We start from the raw sequence: 19,387 nt of genomic DNA on the forward strand, positions 1-19,387 counted from the left end.
AGTCGATCCCTGAGGGGGCGCGTCTGGAGGGAAGCGGCGACGGCCGGACGGATATCCACAGGGCTCTGCACCGCGCAGGTAGGCTCGGGCCATGGCGATCCCGAGGCAGCTCCCGAACGCGATCACGATCATCCGGATCCTCTGTGCGCCGGTCTTCCTGTGGATGCTGCTCGCCGACGGCGGGGCCGACGGTCCGCTGCGGTGGTGGGCGGCGGCCCTGTTCATCGTCGCGATCGGCACCGACGGCATAGACGGCTGGATCGCGCGCCGGAACAACATCGTCACCGACCTCGGCAAGCTCCTGGATCCCATCGCCGACAAGGTCCTGACCGGTTTCGCGTTCATCGGCCTGTCGATCCTCGGCGAGCTTCCCTGGTGGGTCACGATCATCGTCCTCGTCCGTGAGATCGGCATCACGGTCTACCGCTTCCTGGTCGTGAGCGACCATGTCCTCGCCGCGGCGTGGATGGGCAAGCTCAAGACCCTGGCGCAGGGCGTCGCGCTCTCGCTCGCCCTCCTGCCGCTGTGGACGCTCGTCGGCGAATGGATCTGGTGGGTCAACGGGGTCACCATGACGATCGCCGTCATACTGACGATCACGAGCGGCATCGACGTGGTGGTGAGCGAGGTGCGAGCGGCCAGGGCGCAGCGCGGACGGAGCGCATCGTGACCGCATCCGCGGCCGAGTGGCCCGCCCTCCCCGACGACGTCGAGGCGACGCTGCGCAGCGAGCGCAGGACGGATGCCGAGCGCCTGCTCGACCGGCTGTCCGAGCTGGGCTGGACCGTCGCGATCGCCGAATCCCTCACGGGTGGCCTCGTCGTGGCCGACCTCGTGAGCGTCCCCGGGGCCTCCGCGGTCGTGCGCGGCGGCATCGTCGCCTACGCGACGGAGCTCAAGCACACGCTCCTGGGCGTCGATCCGACGCTCCTCGACGCGCACGGGCCCGTCCACCCGCGGGTCGCGCGGCAGATGGCCGAGGGCGTCCGCATGCGGCTCGGACACGAGGGCGGCCCGTGCGACGTCGGCATCTCGACGACCGGGATCGCGGGTCCCGACTCTCCCGACGGGCAACCCGTCGGGACAGTGCACATCGGCGTCGCGACGCCGCTCGGCACACGGGTGGAGTCCCTCGAGCTCGCGGGCACGCGCGCCGAGATCCGCGCGGAGACGGTGCGGCGCGCGGTGCGCACGGCACTGGACGCGCTCTGACATCTGTTGGAGCGCGGAATGCGTCGGCCGGGAATGCCCTCCGTTTCGACCTGGTTACATTCCGCGATTCCCACCCGTTATCCAGCGCGCGGGATTAGATTGACCGTAGTCGGTGTTGTACTGTTGTCCACCCGGATGACGGCAGGATTGGAAGAGGGGGCCCGCATGATCCTGGTTCGGCACGAGATCGGCGAAGTCCTCCGCGACTTCCGTCTCCAGAAGGGGCGCACCCTGCGCCAGGTCGCAAGCCGTGCGAGTGTCGCACTCGGCTACCTCAGCGAGGTCGAGCGCGGACAGAAGGAAGCATCGAGCGAGATCCTCGCCTCCGTCGCGGATGCGCTCGACGTGCCCATCTCGACGATCATGCGCGAGGTGGGGGATCGCATCTCCGTCCTCGAGGGACTCCAGACGTTCCCGGACGTGCCCGACGACCTTGCAGGTCTCGGCTCCGAGTTCATCGAGCCCGAGCTGTCGCTCCGCTGACCCGCCTAGTCGCTCAAGGACCGCGCTTCGACGTCGCTCAGGAACCGCCCTTCGACGTCGCTCAGGAACCGGAGAGAGCTACGCCAACGACCGTGGAGAGCTTTGCGTCGCAGTGAATTCGAGCGTGCCGTCGTGCACGAGTTCGGCCCGCGCGCGAGCGCGCTGACAGCAGATCTCGTGCTGTCCACGCTCGGCGACCGCACCGCGACGCAGGCGATCGAGGCCGGCATCCCGCCCCGCGACGTGTGGCTCGCGCTGTGCGAGGAGACAGACGTCCCGGTCGAGCGCCGGTACGGGGCCGGGCGCCTCGAGCCGCGTCGGCGCTGATCTCCGACGGCGCTGACTTCCCGGCGTGTCATCGCCCTTCGATACGCGCGCTGCGCGCGCTACTCAGGAACCGGACGGCTCACGGCGCTTCGCGGCGTGTCATCGTACAAGTGTTCGATAGACGCGTAGGCTCCTGCACAGCAGGTATCGAAGTGCGCCTGTCCACGAACGCGGGAGGAGCGACGACGGATGTCGGAGCCCCTCCCTAGCGTGGACGACGTCGAACGACACCTCACGCCTTGCCGCAGCATCCGTCCCACCCGGGGTGGAGCGCGGCAGCCTACAGGCGACGGAACGCGAGCATAAGGAGCACGCCATGCCCTCACCCGCTGATCGCGAGAAGGCCCTCGAATCGGCCCTCGCCCAGATCGACCGGCAGTTCGGAAAGGGCTCGGTCATGCGACTGGGCAGCGACGAGCGTGCTCCGGTCGAGGTCATCCCCACCGGTTCGATCGCGCTCGACGTCGCCCTCGGCGTCGGCGGGCTCCCGCGCGGCCGCATCATCGAGATCTACGGTCCGGAGTCGTCGGGCAAGACGACGCTGACCCTCCACGCGATCGCCAACGTGCAGCGCGCCGGCGGCATCGCCGCGTTCATCGACGCCGAGCACGCGCTCGACCCCGACTATGCGCAGAAGCTCGGCGTCGACATCGACCAGCTCCTCGTGTCGCAGCCCGACACGGGCGAGCAGGCGCTCGAGATCGCCGACATGCTCATCCGCTCCGGCGCGATCGACCTCGTCGTGATCGACTCGGTCGCAGCACTCGTGCCGAAGGCCGAGATCGAGGGCGAGATGGGCGACTCGCACGTCGGCCTCCAGGCGCGCCTCATGTCGCAGGCGCTGCGCAAGCTCACGGGTGGTCTCAACCAGACCAAGACGACGGCGATCTTCATCAACCAGCTCCGCGAGAAGATCGGCGTGTTCTTCGGCTCGCCCGAGACGACGGCCGGTGGCAAGGCTCTGAAGTTCTACGCGTCGGTGCGCCTCGACATCCGCCGCATCGAGACCCTCAAGGACGGCGCGGACGCCGTCGGCAACCGCACGCGCGTCAAGGTCGTCAAGAACAAGATGGCGCCGCCCTTCAAGCAGGCCGAGTTCGACATCCTCTACGGCGTCGGCATCTCGCGCGAGGGCAGCCTCATCGACTTCGGCGTCGAGCACGGCATCGTCAAGAAGTCGGGTGCGTGGTACACCTACGACGGCGAGCAGCTCGGTCAGGGCAAGGAGAACGCCCGCAACTTCCTCATCAAGAACGAGGACATCGCGGCCGACATCGAGTCGCAGATCAAGACGAAGCTCGGCATCGGCGTGCCCCGCGGTGCGGCCGTCGAGGCAGCCGAGGACGAGCTGGCCAAGCGCCGCCCGGCCTGATGTTTCGACGTCGCTCAACAACCGTGTTTCGACGTCGCTCAACAACCGTGTTTCTACGTCGCTCAACAACCGTGTTTCGACGTCGCTCAACAACCGTGTTTCGACGTCGCTCAACAACCGCGGTGACCTATGCGTGAGGACGGGGGCGCGCCCGAGGACGGCGCCCCCGGCCTCGCCGAGGAGCTCGCTCCCGTCATCCCGCTGTTCGGGCGCTCTAATCCCGGCTCCGTCGAGCCGCCTCGTGCGGACGGCGCGAGCTGGAACTCGACGTGGGGCGACGATCCCGAGCCGTCGGACGAGCGCCCGGGGGCGGGCGTCCGGTTCGGTGTCGCAGCCGACGAGGACGGAGGATCGGACGAATCTCCTGTCGTCGAGCTCGCCGAGAAGATCCTCCTGAAGAGGCTGCGTGGCAGGTCGCTCTCGATCTCCGAGGCGAGAGATGTCCTCGCCGGAGCCGGGGCGGACGCGGAGGCGGCGGACGAGATCATCGTGTCGTTCGAGGCGCGCGGATACCTCGACGATGTGGCCCTCGCAGAGCAGATCGTCCACATCGGCGTCGACCGCAAAGGCCAGGGCCGGCGGGTCATCGCGCAGTCCCTCGCGAAGCGCGGGGTCCCCCGGGACGTGGCGGATGCGGCGCTCCTCGCACTCCCCGACGACGACCGTGAGCGCGCCATGGAGTTCGCGCGGTCGAAGGCGAGGTCGCTGTCGTCCGCGGATCCGGATGCTGCGCTCCGGCGACTCGCGGGCCAGCTCGCGCGTCGCGGCTACGGGGGCTCGCTCGCCCTCGACGTCGCGCGTGAGGCGCTCCGTGAGGCGGGGCGCCCTCGGGGACTCGGTGCGCCCGGGTCCAGCGGCGTGCGGTTCGCGGAGGACTAGCGGCTGAGCGGTTCCAGTAGGGTGTCGGGGTGCTGACGAAGATCGCCGTCGATGATGCTCTCCTGTCCACCGTTCTCGCGCCGCTCGGTGACGTCGTCGAGGCGGAGGTGCTGACCGGAGGGTTCTTCGCGACGGCTGTCCGCGTGACCTTCGCGGACGGCCGGCGGGCCGTGGCGAAGATCGTCGGCGCCGACACCACACGGCTGTGCACGTACGAGCTCGGGCTGCTCGGAACGGAGGCGCTGACCTACCGCATGCTCGACGGGAGCGGGGTGCCGGTGCCCGCCGTGCTGCACACCGACTTCACGCGCGCAGCGATCGACGCGGACGTCGTCGTCGCGGAGCACCTGCCCGGGGTCCCGTGGCACGGGCTCGAGCTGGATGACGAAGCAGCGGCAAGGGTCCGCCGCAATCTCGGCGCTCTCATGGCCCGGATGCACCGAGTCGAGGGGCCGATGTTCGGCTATCCCGCGGAGGAGGCCGGGCTGACCGCCGGTACCTGGCGCGAGGCGTACCGCCTCATGGTCGAGGCGATCCTGGCCGACGGAGCGCGGTGGGACGTCGAACTTCCCGCGGAGCGCGTCCGGCAGGTCATCGCAACCCACGGCCGCGCCCTCGACGGTGTCGCGCGACCGGCCGTCGTCCACACGGACCTCTGGGCGGGCAACATCTTCATCGACCCGGAGACGCTCGAGATCATGGGGATCATCGACACGGAGCGCACGCTGTGGGGCGACCCGCTTCACGAGCTCGTCGGAGCCGATCAGTTCGGCACGCAACCGCCGGATGCCGACCTGCTCGCCGGCGACGCCGCTGCCGGCGGGGTCCTCGCGCGCGAGCTCGCATCGCCCACGGGCGAGATCCGGCTCCAGCTGTACCGCGTGTACTTCTCGCTCATCCTCGCCACCGAGCGGACGATCCGCGGGTACGACGCGGAGTGGGGCGAGGGCTACGAACAGGGCGCTCGCGCCAACCTCGAGCGGGCGCTCGGGCTGCTCGAGGCGACGGCTCCGGTCTGACTCGCGCGGCCTGGTCGAGCGGACAGCGCTGGTCGTACGGACGCCCGGCCCAGTTTCCGTGCACCGTGACTCGGGACGTGCCTCGCGCGCGGGGGAGCAGCATCCGTCTGCAGGTCCCGCTCATGCGGCGGCTCGTAGAATGTCCCCATCATGTCTTCCCCCTCCTCCTCTCCGACGCTCATCGCGCCCTCTCCGGCCGCGACGGGAGCGGACGGACGCGCGCGCACCTACGAGGTGCGCACGTTCGGCTGTCAGATGAACGTGCACGACTCCGAGCGGCTCTCCGGATCCCTCGAGAGCGCGGGGTACCTGCGGGCGGAGGCCGGCGAAGAGGCCGATGTCGTCGTCATCAACACGTGCGCGGTCCGCGACAACGCGGCCGGCAAGCTCTACGGCACGCTCGGCCATTTGAAATCCCGCAAGGACCACCACGAGGGCATGCAGATCGCCGTCGGCGGCTGCCTCGCGCAGATGGACAAGCAGACCGTCCTCGACAAGGCGCCGTGGGTCGACGTCGTCTTCGGCACGCACAACATGGGGTCGCTGCCGAGCCTCCTCGAGCGCGCCCGCCACAACGAAGAGGCCGAGCTCGAGATCCTCGAGTCCCTCGAGATCTTCCCGTCGACGCTGCCGACGAAGCGCGACTCGGTCTACAGCGGCTGGGTCTCGATCTCGGTGGGCTGCAACAACACGTGCACGTTCTGCATCGTGCCGAGCCTGCGCGGTAAGGAGAAGGACCGCCGCCCCGGCGACATCCTCAACGAGATCCGCCTGCTCGTCGACGACGGCGCGATCGAGGTCACGCTCCTCGGCCAGAATGTCAACTCGTACGGCGTCGAGTTCGGCGACCGCCAGGCGTTCGGCAAGCTCCTCCGCGCCGCAGGCGAGATCGACGGCCTCGAGCGCATCCGCTTCACGAGCCCCCACCCCGCCGCCTTCACCGACGACGTCATCGACGCGATGGCCGATACCCCGGCCGTCATGCCGCAACTGCACATGCCACTGCAGTCCGGCAGCGACCGCATCCTCAAGGCGATGCGCCGCTCGTACCGCAGCGAGCGGTTCCTCGGCATCCTCGACCGCGTCCGCGATCGCATCCCGAACGCCGCCATCACGACCGACATCATCGTCGGCTTCCCCAGCGAGACCGACGAGGATTTCGAAGAGACGATGCGGGTCGTCGAGGCCTCCCGCTTCTCGAGCGCCTTCACGTTCCAGTACTCCATCCGCGAGGGCACGCCCGCCGCGACGATGGCGGACCAGGTGCCGAAGGCCGTCGTCCAGGAGCGCTACGAGCGCCTCGTCGCGCTGCAGGAGCGCATCTCGCTGGAGGAGAACCAGAAGCAGCTCGGTCGCGAGCTGCAGGTCCTCGTCTCGACCGGCGAGGGCAAGAAGGATGCCGAGACCCACCGCCTGACGGGACGCGCCGAGGACAACCGGCTCGTCCACTTCGAGGTTCCGGCGGACTCGGCCGTCCCGCGGCCCGGCGACGTCGTGAGCGTCGCGGTGACGCACGCGGCGCCCTTCCACCTGCTCGCCGACGCCGTCGACGGCGCGCCGCTGCGCATCCGCCGCACCCGGGCCGGCGACGCGTGGGATCGCTCGCTCGCCGAGTCGTGCGCAGTGCCGGCGCCCGCTTCGGATCCGGGGGCGAAGCGCTCCGTCTCGCTCGGCCTTCCCACGCTCCGCGTCGGCGTCTGACGGTGCCCGGTCCCGCCCTGTGGGCCGTCGTCGGTGCGACGGGCACGGGCAAGACGGCGCTGTCGCTCGACCTCGCCGAGGCGCTCGCTTCGCGCGGCCGGCCGGCCGAGATCGTGAACGCCGACGCGATGCAGCTGTACCGCGGCATGGACATCGGCACCGCCAAGCTTCCCGAGCACGAGCGGCGCGGCATCCCTCATCACCTCTTCGACGTCCTGGACGTCACCGACGAGGCGGCCGTCGCCTGGTATCAGGATGCTGCGCGCACCGCGATCCGCGACATCCACGGCCGCGGAGCCGACGCCGTCCTCGTCGGGGGCTCCGGGCTGTACGTCTCGAGCGTCCTGTACGACTTCCGCTTCCCGCCGCGCGACGCCGAGGTGCGGGCCCGGCTCGAGGCGGAGCTCGAGGAGCAGGGGCCGGGCGTCCTGTTCGCGCGGCTCGAGGCGGCCGATCCCGCGACCGCCGCGCGCATGGATCCGCGCAACGGGCGCCGCATCGTCCGGGCCCTCGAGGTCCTCGAGCAGGGGTCCGCGACGCATGGTGCGGCGCTGCCGGAGGAGCCGGTCCTGTGGGATCCCCAGACCTGCATCCTCGGGGTGCAGGTGCCCCGCGAGGAGCTCGTGCTGCGGCTCGATGCGCGGGTCGAGGGCATGTGGCGCGACGGGATCGTCGACGAGGTGAAGGCTCTGCGCGACCAGGGGCTGGACCGCGGCGTCACGGCGCGCCGCGCGATCGGCTACGCCCAGGCGCTCGCGCAGCTGGACGGCGCTCTGCCGGAAGTGGACGCGATCGCCCAGACGCAGCAGCTCACGCGGCGGTATGCGCGACGCCAGGTGTCGTGGTTCCGCCGATACGACAGCATCCGCTGGGTCGACCCGGGGCATCCGGCATCCCGGCTCCTCCAGGAGGTTTCGTGACGTTCGCCATCCGTCCCTTCGCCGTCGCCGACACCGAGCAAGTCGTCGCACTGTGGCACGCGGCGGGGCTCACGCGTCCGTGGAACGACCCGCACCGCGACATCGAGCGCAAGCTCGCAGTGCAGCCCGAGCTCTTCCTCGTGGCGGTCGACGGCGAGGAGGTCGTGGGCTCGGTCATGGCCGGGTACGACGGCCATCGCGGATGGCTCTACTACCTCGCCTCCGCCGCGCAGCGCCGCGGCGAGGGCATCGCGCGGGCGCTCGTGGGCGAGGCCGAGGCCCGCCTCGCCGCCATGGGATGCCCCAAAGTGCAGCTCATGGTCCGGCCCGAGAACGAGGTGGCGCGGGGCTTCTACGACGCGCTCGACTACGAGCCCTTCGACACGTGGGCGACCGGCAAGCGCCTCATCGCCGACGGGCCGCGCTGACACCTGTCCCTCGGCCACTACGCTCTGAGCATGCCGACCACGGAGGACATCGTCCGTCGCTACTTCGCGATCGTCGCGGACCTCGGCTCGACCGCTGATGAGCTGCGGGCGATCGTGCTGAACGATGCCGTGTTCATCGAGCGTCCCAACCCGATCTCGCCGAACGGGCATGTGCGCACCCTCGACGAGACGGTCGCGGGCTTCGAGGCGGGCAAGTCGCGGCTGACGGCGCAGTCGATCGAGATCCATGAGGTGCTCGTCGCCGGCGAACGCGCCGCCGTCCGCTCGACGTGGCGCGGCACGATCGGAGCGACCGAGATCGTCGCGCACATGGCCGGATTCGTGACGGTCCGGGATGGCCGGATCGCCGCCCACGAGACCTTCGACTGCTACGAGCCTTTCGCCCTCTGAGCGCGCCACCGCGCTGCGCGGTCCGTAGAATCGAGGGATGCCGCAGACCCTCCCCTTCACCAAGGGCCATGGCACGGGCAACGACTTCGTGATCCTCTCCGACGCCGACGGCGCTCTGGACCTCTCCGACGATCAGGTCGCGGCACTGTGCGACCGCCGCTTCGGCATCGGCGGCGACGGCATCCTGCGCGTCGTGCGGTCCGCCGCGATCGACGAGGGGGAGGATGCCGCGGCATCCGGTGCCGAGTGGTTCATGGACTACCGCAACGCCGACGGCTCGAAGGCCGAGATGTGCGGCAACGGCATCCGCGTCTTCGCGCGGTACCTGGACGAGACGGGCCTCGCGACGCTCGACGACGGGCCGCTCGCGATCGGCACGCGCGCAGGCGTCAAGACGCTGACCCGCAGCGAGCTGGGGCTCGAGGTCGACCTCGGGGTCTACCGCGTCGACGAGGGCGATGTCCTCGTCCGTGCGCGCGGCCTCGGCGTCGCCCGCCCCGGCGTCGGGATCGACGTGGGCAACCCGCACGTCGTCGTCGCGCTCTTCACGCCCGCCGAGCTCGAGGGCCTCGATCTCACGGCGCAGCCCATCCTCGAGCCGCAGCCGCGGGACGGCGCGAACGTCGAGTTCGTCGTGCCGAGCGACCCGCTCGTGCGCGACGGCGTCGGGTCCATCCGCATGCGGGTCTTCGAACGCGGCGTCGGCGAGACGCTCAGCTGCGGCACCGGCGTCGCGGCGGCCGCGCTCGCCGTGCGGCACTGGGCGGGCCGCGGCGCACCGGACGACTGGACCGTCGACGTGCCGGGGGGTCGCCTCGGCGTGCGGATGCGCAACGGCCGCGTTCTGCTGTCGGGTCCCGCGACGCTCGTCTTCTCGGGCGAGGTCGCGCTCGCCTGACGCGCCGGCGGGCAGCATCCCGCGCCCTCAGTCGGCCCAGATGCACCGAATGCGCGCCGATCGGGTGGATCCGCGACATCCGACCGCGTCCCACGCTTCCTCGCGAGAACGCCCCTGTGTCTCCACGGCGCGCCGTGTCGAGGACACGAGCGCGTTCTCGCGAGAACGCGCGTATGTCTCCACGGCGCGGCGTGTCGAGGACGTAGGGGCGTTCTCGCGAGAGAGCGGCCGGGAGCCCGCTGGGCGACGGGCGACGCTACGGGAGGGCGATCGAGCCCGTCGCCGGCGTCCCGTGGCGCCGGACCTTGAGGACTCGGAATCCGCGGCCCGTCGCGGCGCGGTGCACGCTGTAGCCGTTCTCGAACGTCGCGGCGAGCCAGCGCTGCAGCGAGTCCGAGCCGAGGTTGCGCTGCACGACGAGCCACGCGTCGGAGCGCTCGTCGAGGCGCGGGATCCACCGCTCGAGCAGGCCGTGCAGTTCGTGCTTGCCGACGCGGATGGGCGGGTTGGAGCGGATCGTGCGGAACGACACGTCGTCGGGAACATCGTCGGGCAGCACGGCGTTGATGTTCTCGAGGCCCAGGGATCGGGCGTTGCGGCGCACGAGGTCCAGCGCGCGTTCGTTGACGTCCACCGCCCACACGGTCGCGTGCGGCGACTCGAGCGCGAGGGTCAAGGCGATGGGGCCCCAGCCGCTTCCGAGGTCGAGCAGATGACCTCCGGGCGGCGGCGGGGGAGTGTTGGCGAGCAGCACGCCCGTGCCGGAGTCCACGTGGTCGGGGCTGAACACGCCGCCGGCCGTCGTGACCTCGACATCGCGGCCCGCAAGCCTCACCCGGATGCGCCGGAGATTCTCGGCACTGACTGGTGACGCGCTGAAGTAGTGGTCCCCACTCATGGCTGACGAGCCTAGCGGAGGAGCGCTCCCGCGCGGGAGTGCAGGGACCCTCCTGCCACCAAAACGCGTAGAGTTTACGGATGCCTCGGGGCTCTGGCAACCCGTTCGACACGGGGACCGGACACGAGGCATCCCGGAAGGAAGACATGACAGACACCACGACTCCCCAGAGCACGGACGAGACGCCGGTCGACGCGGTTCTCGACCCGGTGGACCGGGTGCTGGCGCGCGCCGACGCGCGCTCGGGCGTGCGGGTCTTCGGCGCCGCGCAGGCGCTCCAGGACGAGACGACGATCTCGCGCTCCGACACCGACGGCGAGCAGTGGGACCGCGAGGAGCGCGCCGCGCTGCGCCGCGTCCCCGGGCTTTCCACCGAGCTCGAGGACGTCACCGAGGTCGAGTACCGGCAGCTGCGCCTCGAGAATGTCGTCCTCGTGGGCGTGCACCCGCAGGGCGCGCAGGAGGATGCCGAGAACTCCCTTCGAGAGCTGTCCGCGCTCGCCGAGACGGCGGGTGCCGTCGTGCTCGACGGTGTGCTGCAGCGGCGTCCGCACCCGGACCCCGCGACCTACGTGGGCCGCGGCAAGGCCGAGGAGCTGCGCGACATCGTCGCCTCGGTCGGCGCCGACACCGTCATCGCCGACACCGAGCTCGCCCCCAGCCAGCGGCGCGCGCTCGAGGACGTCGTGAAGGTGAAGGTCATCGACCGGACGACGGTGATCCTCGACATCTTCAGCCAGCACGCCAAGAGCCGCGAGGGCAAGGCCCAGGTCGAGCTCGCGCAGCTCGAGTACCTGCTGCCCCGCCTGCGCGGCTGGGGTGAGTCGATGAGCCGCCAGGCCGGTGGCCAGGTCGGCGCGGGCGGTGCGGGCATGGGCTCGCGCGGACCCGGTGAGACGAAGATCGAGCTCGATCGACGCCGCATCCGCACGAAGATGGCGCAGCTGCGCCGCCAGATCCGCGACTTCGCGCCCGCGCGCGACGCCAAGCGCGCCGAGCGCAAGCGCAACACGATCCCGGCCGTCGCGATCGCGGGCTACACGAATGCCGGCAAGTCGAGCCTGCTCAACCGCCTCACGCGGGCGGGCGTGCTCGTCGAGAACGCCCTGTTCGCAACCCTCGACACGTCGGTGCGGCGCTCCGAGACGAGCGACGGCCGCGTCTACACGCTCACCGACACCGTCGGGTTCGTCCGCAACCTTCCACACCAGCTCGTCGAGGCGTTCCGCTCGACCCTCGAGGAGGTCGGCGAGGCCGACATCATCCTCCACGTCGTGGACGCGTCGCACCCCGATCCCGCCGCACAGCTCAAGACCGTGCGCGACGTGATCGGCGACGTGGGCGCGCGCGACACGCGCGAGATCGTCGTCTTCAACAAGGCCGATCTCATCGACGAGGACGAGCGGATGCTGCTGCGCGGCCTGGAGCCGAATGCACTGTTCGTCTCGTCCCGTACCGGTGAGGGCGTCGACGAGCTCCGCGCCGCGATCGAGGCGGCGCTGCCGCTGCCTGCCGTCGAGGTGCACGCCCTCGTCCCGTACGGCCGCGGCGACCTCATCTCGGCGGCCCACGAGACGGGCCACATCGTGTCGCAGCGGCACGAGGTCGAGGGCACGGCGCTCCACGCCTACGTGTCGGAGCGCCTCGCGGCGGAGTTCGCGCCCTTCCGCGTGCACAGCGCGCACTGACCGGAACCCGAAGGAACGAGGCCTGGGTCAGCTGAGCGCCAGGGGCGGCACGTCGGGGGTCTCGAAGCCGAAGACGGCGCCGAGGAACGCGAGCTCCTTCTCCAGCGCGTCGACGATCGTCTCGCCGCGGCGGAAGCCGTGCCCCTCGCCCGGGTAGAGCACGTAGGCGTGCGGCACGCCGCGGGCCGCGAGAGCGTCGCGGATCGCCTCGGACTGCGCGGGCGGCACGACCTCGTCCTCGGCGCCCTGCAGGAGGAGGAGCGGCACACGGAAGCGGTCGGGCGTGCTGAGCGGCGAGCGCTCGACGTACACCTGCTCATCGCGGGGAAGCGGCCCGATCAGGCCGTCGAGGTAGTGCGCCTCGAAGTCGTGGGTCTCCGCCGCGAGGGCGCGCGCGTCGCCGACGCCGTAGCGCGAGATCCCGGCGGAGAAGACGTCCGTGCGGACGAGCGCAGCCAGCGCCGTCCAGCCGCCCGCCGAGCCTCCCTCGATCGCGAGGCGCGCGGCATCCGCTCGCCCCTCGGCGGCCAGGCCTGCCGCGGCGGCCGCGACGTCGTCGACGTCGACGATCCCCCATGTGCCGCGCAGTCGCTCGCGGTACGCCCGGCCGTACCCGCTGGACCCGCCGTAGTTGACGTCGAGCACGCCGATCCCGCGGCTCGTGAAGTACGTGATCTTCCCGGATGCCGCACCCGACACGTGTCCCGTCGGCCCGCCGTGGACGAACACGACGTAAGGCGGCAGCTCGCCCTCGGGTGCCCTCGCCTGCGGGTTCGTCGGCGGGTAGTCGAACGCGTGCACGGGGCCGTGCGGCCCCTCGAACGTGACGGCGCGGGGCCGCGGCATCCATTCGTCCTCCCACTCGGCATCGGCGCCGGCGATCCGCTCGGACGCGCCGGAGGCGGCGTCGACGAGCCAGACACCGGGAGGGGATGCCGCGCTCGACCCCGAGACGAGGACCCTCGTTCCCGACACGTCCTCGATCCCGACGTTCGAGGTCGCCTCGAGCCCGAGAGAGCGGGCGTCGCCCGTGTCCGGGTCGATCACGACGACGTCATCGGCGCCGTCGGTCCGGGTCGCGACGATGCGTCCGTCGCCGAGCCGCGCGAACCAGCGCGCGCCGAGCACCCACAGCGGGCCGCCCGTGTCGGCGTCGGCGGGTGCGACGTCCTCGTGGCCGAGGTCCGCGTCCAGCCGGAGGCGCCAGATGTTCCAGCGGCCGGTCGGGTCGTCGGCGTAGAGGAGGTCGTCCGCGTCGAGCCAGACGGGCTGCAGGGCTGCCGTCTCACCGCTGGAGACGGTCGTCCACTCCGCGACGATGCCGTCCGCGAGCCGGCCGACCCGCAGTTCGGTGCGGTCCCACGGCATGTCGGGATGATTCCACGCGACCCACGCGAGGTGGCGCCCACCCGGTGAGAGCGCGGGCTGGGCGACGAAGTCGGTGTCGGCGGTCATGTCGACGACCCGCCACGGCCCCGTCGTGGCGATCGTGACGATGTCGCGGCGGGGGACCTTCGTCGTGCCGTGCAGCTCGCGGACGGCGATGAGCCGGCCCTCCTGCCAGGACAGGCCTCCGAAGCGCGCGCCTTCATCCGGCGCCGTGCGCGGCACGGGCACGTCGCCGGGGAAGACCGCCCAGATGCGCTGATCGGCCTTCTCGACGAAGTAGAGCGTGCCGTCATCACCGGTCGTCCACGAGCCGCCGCCGTACTCGTGCACGCGCGAGCGCGCGTTCCACGGCGGGGGCAGGAGATCCTCGACGACGCCGTCCACACGTCTGCGGCGCACCGTCGTGCGGCCGCCCTCCTCCGGGACGCCCTCGCCCCACCACACCTCGTCGCCCACGAACCGGGCGCCGTCGATCCGGCCGGAGGCGGCGGACACGGCCGCGGCGGTCACTGGTGAAGGCCACGATCCGTACGGGATTTCACGCTGCACGGCCTCCACGCTACGCCGCGACAGCATCCCGATCGACATATGCCGAGGGCGGCATCGACGGTGAAACAGACCGTCATATGGGCCACTCGACCAGGCGAGTGCTCTACCGTGGAGGCAGACGCCCGGCCAACCCGGGCGTGGAGCGACAGCCGAGCCCGGCACCCGCCCGCGATGACTCCGTGCCCCTCTCTCCAGAGGTGGTGCGCGCCGCGGCAACACCGGCCTCCCGTCCCTCTAGCGAAATGCGCGCCATGCCCTCGAGCATCCCCGACGCCGTACCGTTCTCGTTCGAGCTGTATCCGCCTCGCACGGACGCGGCCACGGCGGGACTCCACGAGACCATCCGGCACCTCGCCGCCTCCGGCCCGCGCTTCATCTCCGTGACGTACGGCGCCGGCGGGTCGACAGGCGGCCGCTCACTCGAGCTCGTGCGACACATCCGCGAGACGACCGACATCGAGCCGCTCGCGCACCTGACCTGCGTCGGCACCACATACGAGGAGGCGACGCGGCTCATCCGCGAGTTCCTCGACGCGGGCATCACGAGCTTCCTGGCGCTCCGGGGCGATCCGCCCGAGGGCGCCTCGGAAGAGGATGACTTCCTCGGCGACCTCGAGAGCGCGGCGCAGCTCGTGCAGCTCATCCATCGTGCGCAGATCGAGCGCGCCCCTTACACGGAGTCGTCGATCCCCGGCGTCCCGGGAGCAGCGCGCGTCGACCGCCGCAAGAAGGTCGAGATCGCCGTCGCCGCGTTCCCCAGCGGCCACCCCCGCTCGCGCCACCCCGGCCAGGACATCGATGCCCTGCTCGCGAAGCAGGCGGCGGGCGCGACCTTCGCGATCACGCAGCTCTTCTTCTACGCCGACGACTACCTCTGCTTCGTCGAGCGCGCGCGCCGGGCGGGTGTCAGCATCCCGATCATCCCGGGGATCATGCCGATCGTGTCGCCCGCGCGCCTGCGCCGCGTGCTGGAGCTGACCGGCGAGAAGCTGCCCAACGACCTCGCGGTCGCACTCGAGGTCGAGCCCACGGCCGAGGGCCAGCGGGCCGTGGGCGTCGCGCATGCCGCGTCACTCGTCCGCGCCGTCGTCGCGGGCGGCGCGCCCGGCGTCCACCTGTACGCGTTCAACCACCACGACACCGTCCTCACGGTCCTCCGCGAGGCGGGCGTCCTGGCACACCCCACCCCACTGGAGGCAGCACGATGACCGACACGACACCGGCGTTCCCCACGGGCACGATCCTCGGCTATCCGCGGATCGGGCGGCGCCGCGAGCTCAAGCGCGCCGTCGAGGCGCACTGGGCCGGCACGCTCGACGAGAGCGCGCTCGAGGCCGCGGCCGCCGACCTGCGGCGCGCAACCCGCGAACGCCTCGCATCGCTCGGACTCGGCCGCGAGGACTCGTCGATTCCCGAGTCGTTCTCGTTCTACGACCAGGTGCTGGATGCCGCGCTCGCCGTGGGCGCGCTGCCCGAGCGCTTCGCGCACCTCCGCGAGCAGGACGGGTCGATCGGCCTGAAAGCCGCGTTCACCGCGGCCCGCGGCGAGGGCGACCTCGCACCCCTCGAGCTGACCAAGTGGTTCGACACGAACTACCACTACCTCGTGCCCGAGATCGGTCCCGAGACGCCCTTCTCGCTGTCCACCGACCGGTTCGCGCGACAGGTCGCCGAGGCGCGCGCCGACGGCTTCGTGACACGGCCCGTCGTCGTCGGGCCCGTGACGCTCCTCGCACTTGCGAAGGCGACGAAGGTCGCCCCCGCCGACTTCCGCCCGCTCGACCGGCTCGACGACGTCCTGGCCGTCTACGTGGAGCTGCTCGCGAGCCTGCGTGCGGCCGGCGCCGAATGGGTCCAGCTCGACGAGCCCGCCCTCGTGAGCGAGAGCCTCCCTGTCCCCGCGGCGGATCTCGCGGATGCCGCGGCCCGCGCGTACGCCGTGCTCGGCGGCGCGGCCGACCGGCCCGCGATCCTCGTCGCCGCCCCGTACGCGCAGCTGTCGGACGAGGCCTGGCAGGCGCTCGCCGCAGCCCCCGTCGAGGCGCTCGCGATCGATCTGACCCGCGGTGCGGTCCCGCGCGCCGTCGAAGGGCTCGCGACGAAGACGCTCGTCGGCGGAGTCGTCGACGGGCGCAACGTGTGGCGCGGCGATCTGGAGGGTGCGTGGCAGCGCCTCGGGAAGCTCGCTCCGCTCGGCGCCCGCGCTGTCGCCGTGGGCACGTCCACGTCGCTCCAGCACGTGCCGCACGACGTCGAGGATGAGCCCGACCTCGGGTCGCGCCTGTCGTCGTGGCTCGCGTTCGCCGATCAGAAGGTCGGGCAGGTCGCGACGCTCGGGCGCGGCCTGTCGGAGGGCAGCGCTGCGATCGCGCCGCAGCTCGCCGAGGCATCCGCCGCTCTCGCCGATCGGCTGAGCGCGCCCGGCGTGCGCGACGGCGAGGTCCGGGCCCGCGCGGCCGCCCTGACCCCCGTCGACCTCGAGCGCGCCGACGACCAGACGCGCGCGGCGGCGCAGGATGCTGCGCTCGACCTGCCGGTCCTGCCGACCACGACGATCGGATCGTTCCCGCAGACCGCCGAGATCCGGCGCATACGCGCGCAGCACGACCGCGGTGAGCTCTCGACGGCGGAGTACGAGGAGCTCGTGCGGCTCGAGATCACGTCGGTCGTGGGGCTCCAGGAGGAGCTCGGCCTCGACGTCCTCGTGCACGGCGAGCCCGAGCGCAATGACATGGTGCAGTACTTCGCCGAGCACCTCGCCGGTTTCGCCGTCACGCGCAACGGCTGGGTGCAGTCGTACGGCTCGCGCGCGACGCGCCCGTCGATCCTGTGGGGCGACGTCTCGCGTCCCGCGCCCATCACGGTGCCGTGGTCGCAGTTCGCGCAGTCGCTAACCGACCGGCCGGTCAAGGGCATGCTGACAGGTCCCGTCACGATCCTGGCGTGGTCGTTCGTCCGCGACGACCAGCCCCTGGCCGAGACGGCCGACCAGGTCGCCCTCGCGCTGCGCGACGAGATCGCCGACCTCGAGGACGCCGGCATCCGGATCGTCCAGGTCGACGAGCCCGCGCTTCGTGAGCTGCTGCCTCTCAAGGCCGCCGATCAGCCCGCCTACCTCACGTGGTCGGTCGACTCCTTCCGCCTTGCGACGGCGGGGGCGGCGCCCGCGACGCAGGTGCACACGCACCTGTGCTACTCCGAGTTCGACGTCGTGATCGACGCCATCGCGGCGCTGGATGCCGACGTCACGTCGATCGAGGCGGCGCGCAGCCGGGGTGAGGTCGTCACCGACATCGCGGCGTCGGGCTTCGCGCACGGGGTCGGACCGGGCGTCTACGACATCCACTCGCCGCGTGTGCCCTCGGTCGCCGAGCTCGCGGATCTCCTCCGCCGCGCCGTCGACGAGCTGCCCGTGCGGCAGGTCTGGGTCAACCCGGACTGCGGCCTCAAGACGCGCGCGTACCCCGAGACGGTCGCTTCGCTGCAGAACCTCGTCGAGGCGACGCGGCTCGTCCGCGCCGAGATCGGCGTGGCGGTCTAGCGTCGCGGAGTGCGGGGCTTCTTCGCGGGCGCCTCGGCCGGAGCCTCTTCGGAGGTCTCCGCCGGGGCGTCTGCGTCGGCGGCCGGGGCGAGCCCGTTCCCGCCGGGGGCATCCGCGTTCCCGCCGGCCGCTGAGGCGTCGACGGATGCTCCGACGAGCGCCGCTTGCGAGTCCCCGGCCGCAGTCCCGGCGTCCGCGCCGACGATCTCTGCATCGCCCGCGCCCGGGTCGGCCCACACCGCGGCCGCCTCCGCGCGGGCGGCGGCCACCTCGGCATCCGCCGCGGCCACCTCGGCATCCGCCGCGGCCTGCTCGGCGGCGCTCTCTTCGGCGTCGAGCGCCTCGAGCTCCTCGGGGCGCCGCTGCAGCAGCTCGAGGAGCCAGGCGACGGCGAAGGAGACGATGATGACGAGGAACACGTCGCCGACCGACAGCGGCCGGAGAGCGTAGAGCCAGAGGACCGCCACGACCGCGATCACGACGCGGATCGCGATCTTGTAGCGGGCCAGGGCCAGGCCGAAGCCGCCCGTGTTCAGTCCCCGCGAGGCGAGCCGGCGCCGCACGGCCGAGTTCATGCTGCGCACGAAGCCGCGCGAGCGCTCGGCGGGAGCCGACCGGCCCATGAACCAGCCGAGCACGGCGATGAAGACACCCAGCAGCGCGATGATCGCGGCGGTCTGGTGCATCGACGCGATGAGCCCGCCGTAGATGACGTCGAGGCCCGCGACGGACAGGTCCAGTTGGGCGCCGACCTGCCCGATGAGCGGGTAGCCGACCGCGAACCCCAGGGCCAGGGCTCCGCCGCCGACCGCGAAGCCGATGCCCGTGCCGATGACGGCGACGGAGCGCCGGCGGGCGATGAGGATGCCGAGCCCGAAGAGGGCGAGGGTGATGATCGGAAGCCAGAAGCCGAGCGTCGAGGCGATCGCATACGTCGTGCGGATCGTCACGAGTGCCGACCCGGTCCCGATGATGACGACCTTGTCGACGGCCGGGATCACCTGGGCGACGCCGATGCCGCGGTCGATGAGGTTCTGCTTGACCTGCGCGACGATCGCTCCGAGCTGGATGCCCACGCCGTCGTCCGTCATGACGACGAGGCCCCCGCCGTCGGAGGTGGCGGCCGTCGTCAGGGCGCGGTGCGCGGCCCGGGTCGTCGTCGCCCACACGTTCGCGAACGCGTCGGACTCGACGACGCGCGTGACGGCGGTCGTGACGAGGTTCTCCAGACCCGCAGCGGCGGGCGCCTGGAGCAGCTGCAGGGCGTCCTGCGCTCGCGGCGGGAGCCCGAGCTGCGCGATGCCGTCGAAGACGCTCGAGGTGAGCTCGTCGAAGTCGACGTTGGCGTTGACGGCATCCATCGCCTCGTCGATGATGAGCTGCTGCACGGCGGGGTCCTGCGCGAGCGGCGCGAGCGTCGCGACGAAGGCCTCCTCGTCGACGAGCTGTACGCGGGCCCACGCCGCCACGATCGATACCGGGACCAGGATCGACGCGATGACGATGACGAGCGCCGAGACGAACGCTCGCCAGGTGCCGCGCGACCGCCTGGGAGGGGCGGCGGCCGGTTCGACGGGAGCGGTGCGCAGGGTCGCGTTCTCGGCTTGCAGCCGCTCGACCTGGGCGCGGAGGTCGTCGATCTCGGACGAGGACATGTCCCACCTCTCAGTGG

The 19,387-nt window shown here is 71.6% G+C and carries 18 protein-coding genes; 15 read left to right on the forward strand and 3 right to left on the reverse strand.

Translation table 11 applies throughout. The features are described from left to right. Positions 1 to 91: 91 nt before the first annotated feature. The 12 genes from pgsA (at position 92) to dapF (ending at position 9,650) form a co-directional block, all read left to right on the forward strand. Complete coding sequence (gene pgsA / locus ABZ477_RS18125) at positions 92 to 670, forward strand: CDP-diacylglycerol--glycerol-3-phosphate 3-phosphatidyltransferase (RefSeq protein WP_360136048.1); 579 nt, start codon at positions 92 to 94, stop codon at positions 668 to 670. 83 nt (positions 671 to 753) lie between these two features. After that, positions 754 to 1,212: a CinA family protein gene (locus ABZ477_RS18130; protein WP_360136146.1), complete on the forward strand. Its 459-nt coding sequence runs from the start codon at positions 754 to 756 to the stop codon at positions 1,210 to 1,212. A 165-nt stretch (positions 1,213 to 1,377) separates the two neighbouring features. Further along, a complete protein-coding gene (locus ABZ477_RS18135; RefSeq protein WP_360136050.1) occupies positions 1,378 to 1,695 on the forward strand; it encodes a helix-turn-helix transcriptional regulator in 318 nt (105 codons plus the stop codon). 102 nt (positions 1,696 to 1,797) lie between these two features. Beyond that, entirely contained in the window at positions 1,798 to 2,022 is a 225-nt protein-coding gene (locus ABZ477_RS18140; RefSeq protein WP_360136052.1) for a DUF3046 domain-containing protein, read from the forward strand. A gap of 316 nt (positions 2,023 to 2,338) precedes the next feature. Then, positions 2,339 to 3,394, forward strand: coding sequence for a recombinase RecA (recA, locus tag ABZ477_RS18145; protein WP_360136054.1), 1,056 nt, complete (start codon positions 2,339 to 2,341; stop codon positions 3,392 to 3,394). A gap of 129 nt (positions 3,395 to 3,523) precedes the next feature. Further along, positions 3,524 to 4,273: a regulatory protein RecX gene (locus ABZ477_RS18150; RefSeq protein WP_360136056.1), complete on the forward strand. Its 750-nt coding sequence runs from the start codon at positions 3,524 to 3,526 to the stop codon at positions 4,271 to 4,273. Between the two features lie 29 nt (positions 4,274 to 4,302). Continuing rightward, on the forward strand, positions 4,303 to 5,292 hold the full coding sequence (locus tag ABZ477_RS18155; RefSeq protein ID WP_360136058.1) for an aminoglycoside phosphotransferase family protein: 990 nt from the start codon (positions 4,303 to 4,305) through the stop codon (positions 5,290 to 5,292). 150 nt (positions 5,293 to 5,442) lie between these two features. Beyond that, positions 5,443 to 6,993, forward strand: a complete 1,551-nt coding sequence (miaB, locus tag ABZ477_RS18160) for a tRNA (N6-isopentenyl adenosine(37)-C2)-methylthiotransferase MiaB (RefSeq protein WP_360136060.1) — start codon at positions 5,443 to 5,445, stop codon at positions 6,991 to 6,993. Between the two features lie 2 nt (positions 6,994 to 6,995). After that, the gene (gene miaA, locus ABZ477_RS18165; RefSeq protein ID WP_360136062.1) at positions 6,996 to 7,913 is read left to right on the forward strand and encodes a tRNA (adenosine(37)-N6)-dimethylallyltransferase MiaA; all 918 of its coding nucleotides are present in this window, start codon (positions 6,996 to 6,998) and stop codon (positions 7,911 to 7,913) included. Further along, on the forward strand, positions 7,910 to 8,341 hold the full coding sequence (locus tag ABZ477_RS18170; protein ID WP_360136064.1) for a GNAT family acetyltransferase: 432 nt from the start codon (positions 7,910 to 7,912) through the stop codon (positions 8,339 to 8,341). Before miaA ends, ABZ477_RS18170 begins: the two co-directional genes overlap by 4 nt. A gap of 30 nt (positions 8,342 to 8,371) precedes the next feature. Further along, on the forward strand, positions 8,372 to 8,752 hold the full coding sequence (locus ABZ477_RS18175) for a nuclear transport factor 2 family protein (RefSeq protein ID WP_360136066.1): 381 nt from the start codon (positions 8,372 to 8,374) through the stop codon (positions 8,750 to 8,752). A 37-nt stretch (positions 8,753 to 8,789) separates the two neighbouring features. Continuing rightward, positions 8,790 to 9,650: a diaminopimelate epimerase gene (gene dapF / locus ABZ477_RS18180; protein WP_360136068.1), complete on the forward strand. Its 861-nt coding sequence runs from the start codon at positions 8,790 to 8,792 to the stop codon at positions 9,648 to 9,650. 256 nt (positions 9,651 to 9,906) lie between these two features. Here dapF and ABZ477_RS18185 read toward each other — a convergent pair whose 3' ends face one another. Next, on the reverse strand, positions 9,907 to 10,548 hold the full coding sequence (locus ABZ477_RS18185; protein WP_360136070.1) for a methyltransferase: 642 nt from the start codon (positions 10,546 to 10,548) through the stop codon (positions 9,907 to 9,909). A 146-nt stretch (positions 10,549 to 10,694) separates the two neighbouring features. On the opposite strand from ABZ477_RS18185, the gene hflX reads away from it, so the two are divergent. After that, entirely contained in the window at positions 10,695 to 12,236 is a 1,542-nt protein-coding gene (hflX, locus tag ABZ477_RS18190) for a GTPase HflX (RefSeq protein WP_360136072.1), read from the forward strand. A gap of 27 nt (positions 12,237 to 12,263) precedes the next feature. Here hflX and ABZ477_RS18195 read toward each other — a convergent pair whose 3' ends face one another. Then, a complete protein-coding gene (locus ABZ477_RS18195) occupies positions 12,264 to 14,174 on the reverse strand; it encodes a prolyl oligopeptidase family serine peptidase (RefSeq protein WP_360136074.1) in 1,911 nt (636 codons plus the stop codon). 251 nt (positions 14,175 to 14,425) lie between these two features. On the opposite strand from ABZ477_RS18195, the gene ABZ477_RS18200 reads away from it, so the two are divergent. Then, positions 14,426 to 15,382 (forward strand): methylenetetrahydrofolate reductase, encoded by a 957-nt coding sequence (locus tag ABZ477_RS18200; RefSeq protein ID WP_360136076.1) that lies wholly within the window; start codon positions 14,426 to 14,428, stop codon positions 15,380 to 15,382. Beyond that, a complete protein-coding gene (gene metE / locus ABZ477_RS18205; RefSeq protein WP_360136078.1) occupies positions 15,379 to 17,715 on the forward strand; it encodes a 5-methyltetrahydropteroyltriglutamate--homocysteine S-methyltransferase in 2,337 nt (778 codons plus the stop codon). The genes ABZ477_RS18200 and metE overlap by 4 nt, the downstream gene beginning before the upstream one ends. On the opposite strand, the gene ABZ477_RS18210 is transcribed toward metE, so the two are convergent. Beyond that, positions 17,712 to 19,370 (reverse strand): hypothetical protein, encoded by a 1,659-nt coding sequence (locus ABZ477_RS18210; RefSeq protein WP_360136080.1) that lies wholly within the window; start codon positions 19,368 to 19,370, stop codon positions 17,712 to 17,714. The two genes, metE and ABZ477_RS18210, sit on opposite strands and share 4 nt — an antisense overlap. Between the last annotated feature and the right edge of the window lie 17 nt (positions 19,371 to 19,387).

Origin of the sequence: Microbacterium sp. NPDC019599 (genome assembly GCF_040632175.1) — a bacterium.
Lineage (GTDB): Bacteria > Actinomycetota > Actinomycetes > Actinomycetales > Microbacteriaceae > Microbacterium.

What these genes read in the sequence shown, in the direction of transcription:
- pgsA (WP_360136048.1), top strand. Translation starts at nt 92, where the DNA reads ATGGCGATCCCGAGGCAGCTCCCGAACGCGATCACGATCATCCGGATC.
- ABZ477_RS18135 (WP_360136050.1), top strand. Translation starts at nt 1,378, where the DNA reads ATGATCCTGGTTCGGCACGAGATCGGCGAAGTCCTCCGCGACTTCCGT.
- recA (WP_360136054.1), top strand. Translation starts at nt 2,339, where the DNA reads ATGCCCTCACCCGCTGATCGCGAGAAGGCCCTCGAATCGGCCCTCGCC.
- ABZ477_RS18150 (WP_360136056.1), top strand. Translation starts at nt 3,524, where the DNA reads ATGCGTGAGGACGGGGGCGCGCCCGAGGACGGCGCCCCCGGCCTCGCC.
- miaB (WP_360136060.1), top strand. Translation starts at nt 5,443, where the DNA reads ATGTCTTCCCCCTCCTCCTCTCCGACGCTCATCGCGCCCTCTCCGGCC.
- ABZ477_RS18175 (WP_360136066.1), top strand. Translation starts at nt 8,372, where the DNA reads ATGCCGACCACGGAGGACATCGTCCGTCGCTACTTCGCGATCGTCGCG.
- dapF (WP_360136068.1), top strand. Translation starts at nt 8,790, where the DNA reads ATGCCGCAGACCCTCCCCTTCACCAAGGGCCATGGCACGGGCAACGAC.
- ABZ477_RS18185 (WP_360136070.1), bottom strand. Translation starts at nt 10,548, where the DNA reads ATGAGTGGGGACCACTACTTCAGCGCGTCACCAGTCAGTGCCGAGAAT.
- hflX (WP_360136072.1), top strand. Translation starts at nt 10,695, where the DNA reads ATGACAGACACCACGACTCCCCAGAGCACGGACGAGACGCCGGTCGAC.
- ABZ477_RS18200 (WP_360136076.1), top strand. Translation starts at nt 14,426, where the DNA reads ATGCCCTCGAGCATCCCCGACGCCGTACCGTTCTCGTTCGAGCTGTAT.
- metE (WP_360136078.1), top strand. Translation starts at nt 15,379, where the DNA reads ATGACCGACACGACACCGGCGTTCCCCACGGGCACGATCCTCGGCTAT.
- ABZ477_RS18210 (WP_360136080.1), bottom strand. Translation starts at nt 19,370, where the DNA reads ATGTCCTCGTCCGAGATCGACGACCTCCGCGCCCAGGTCGAGCGGCTG.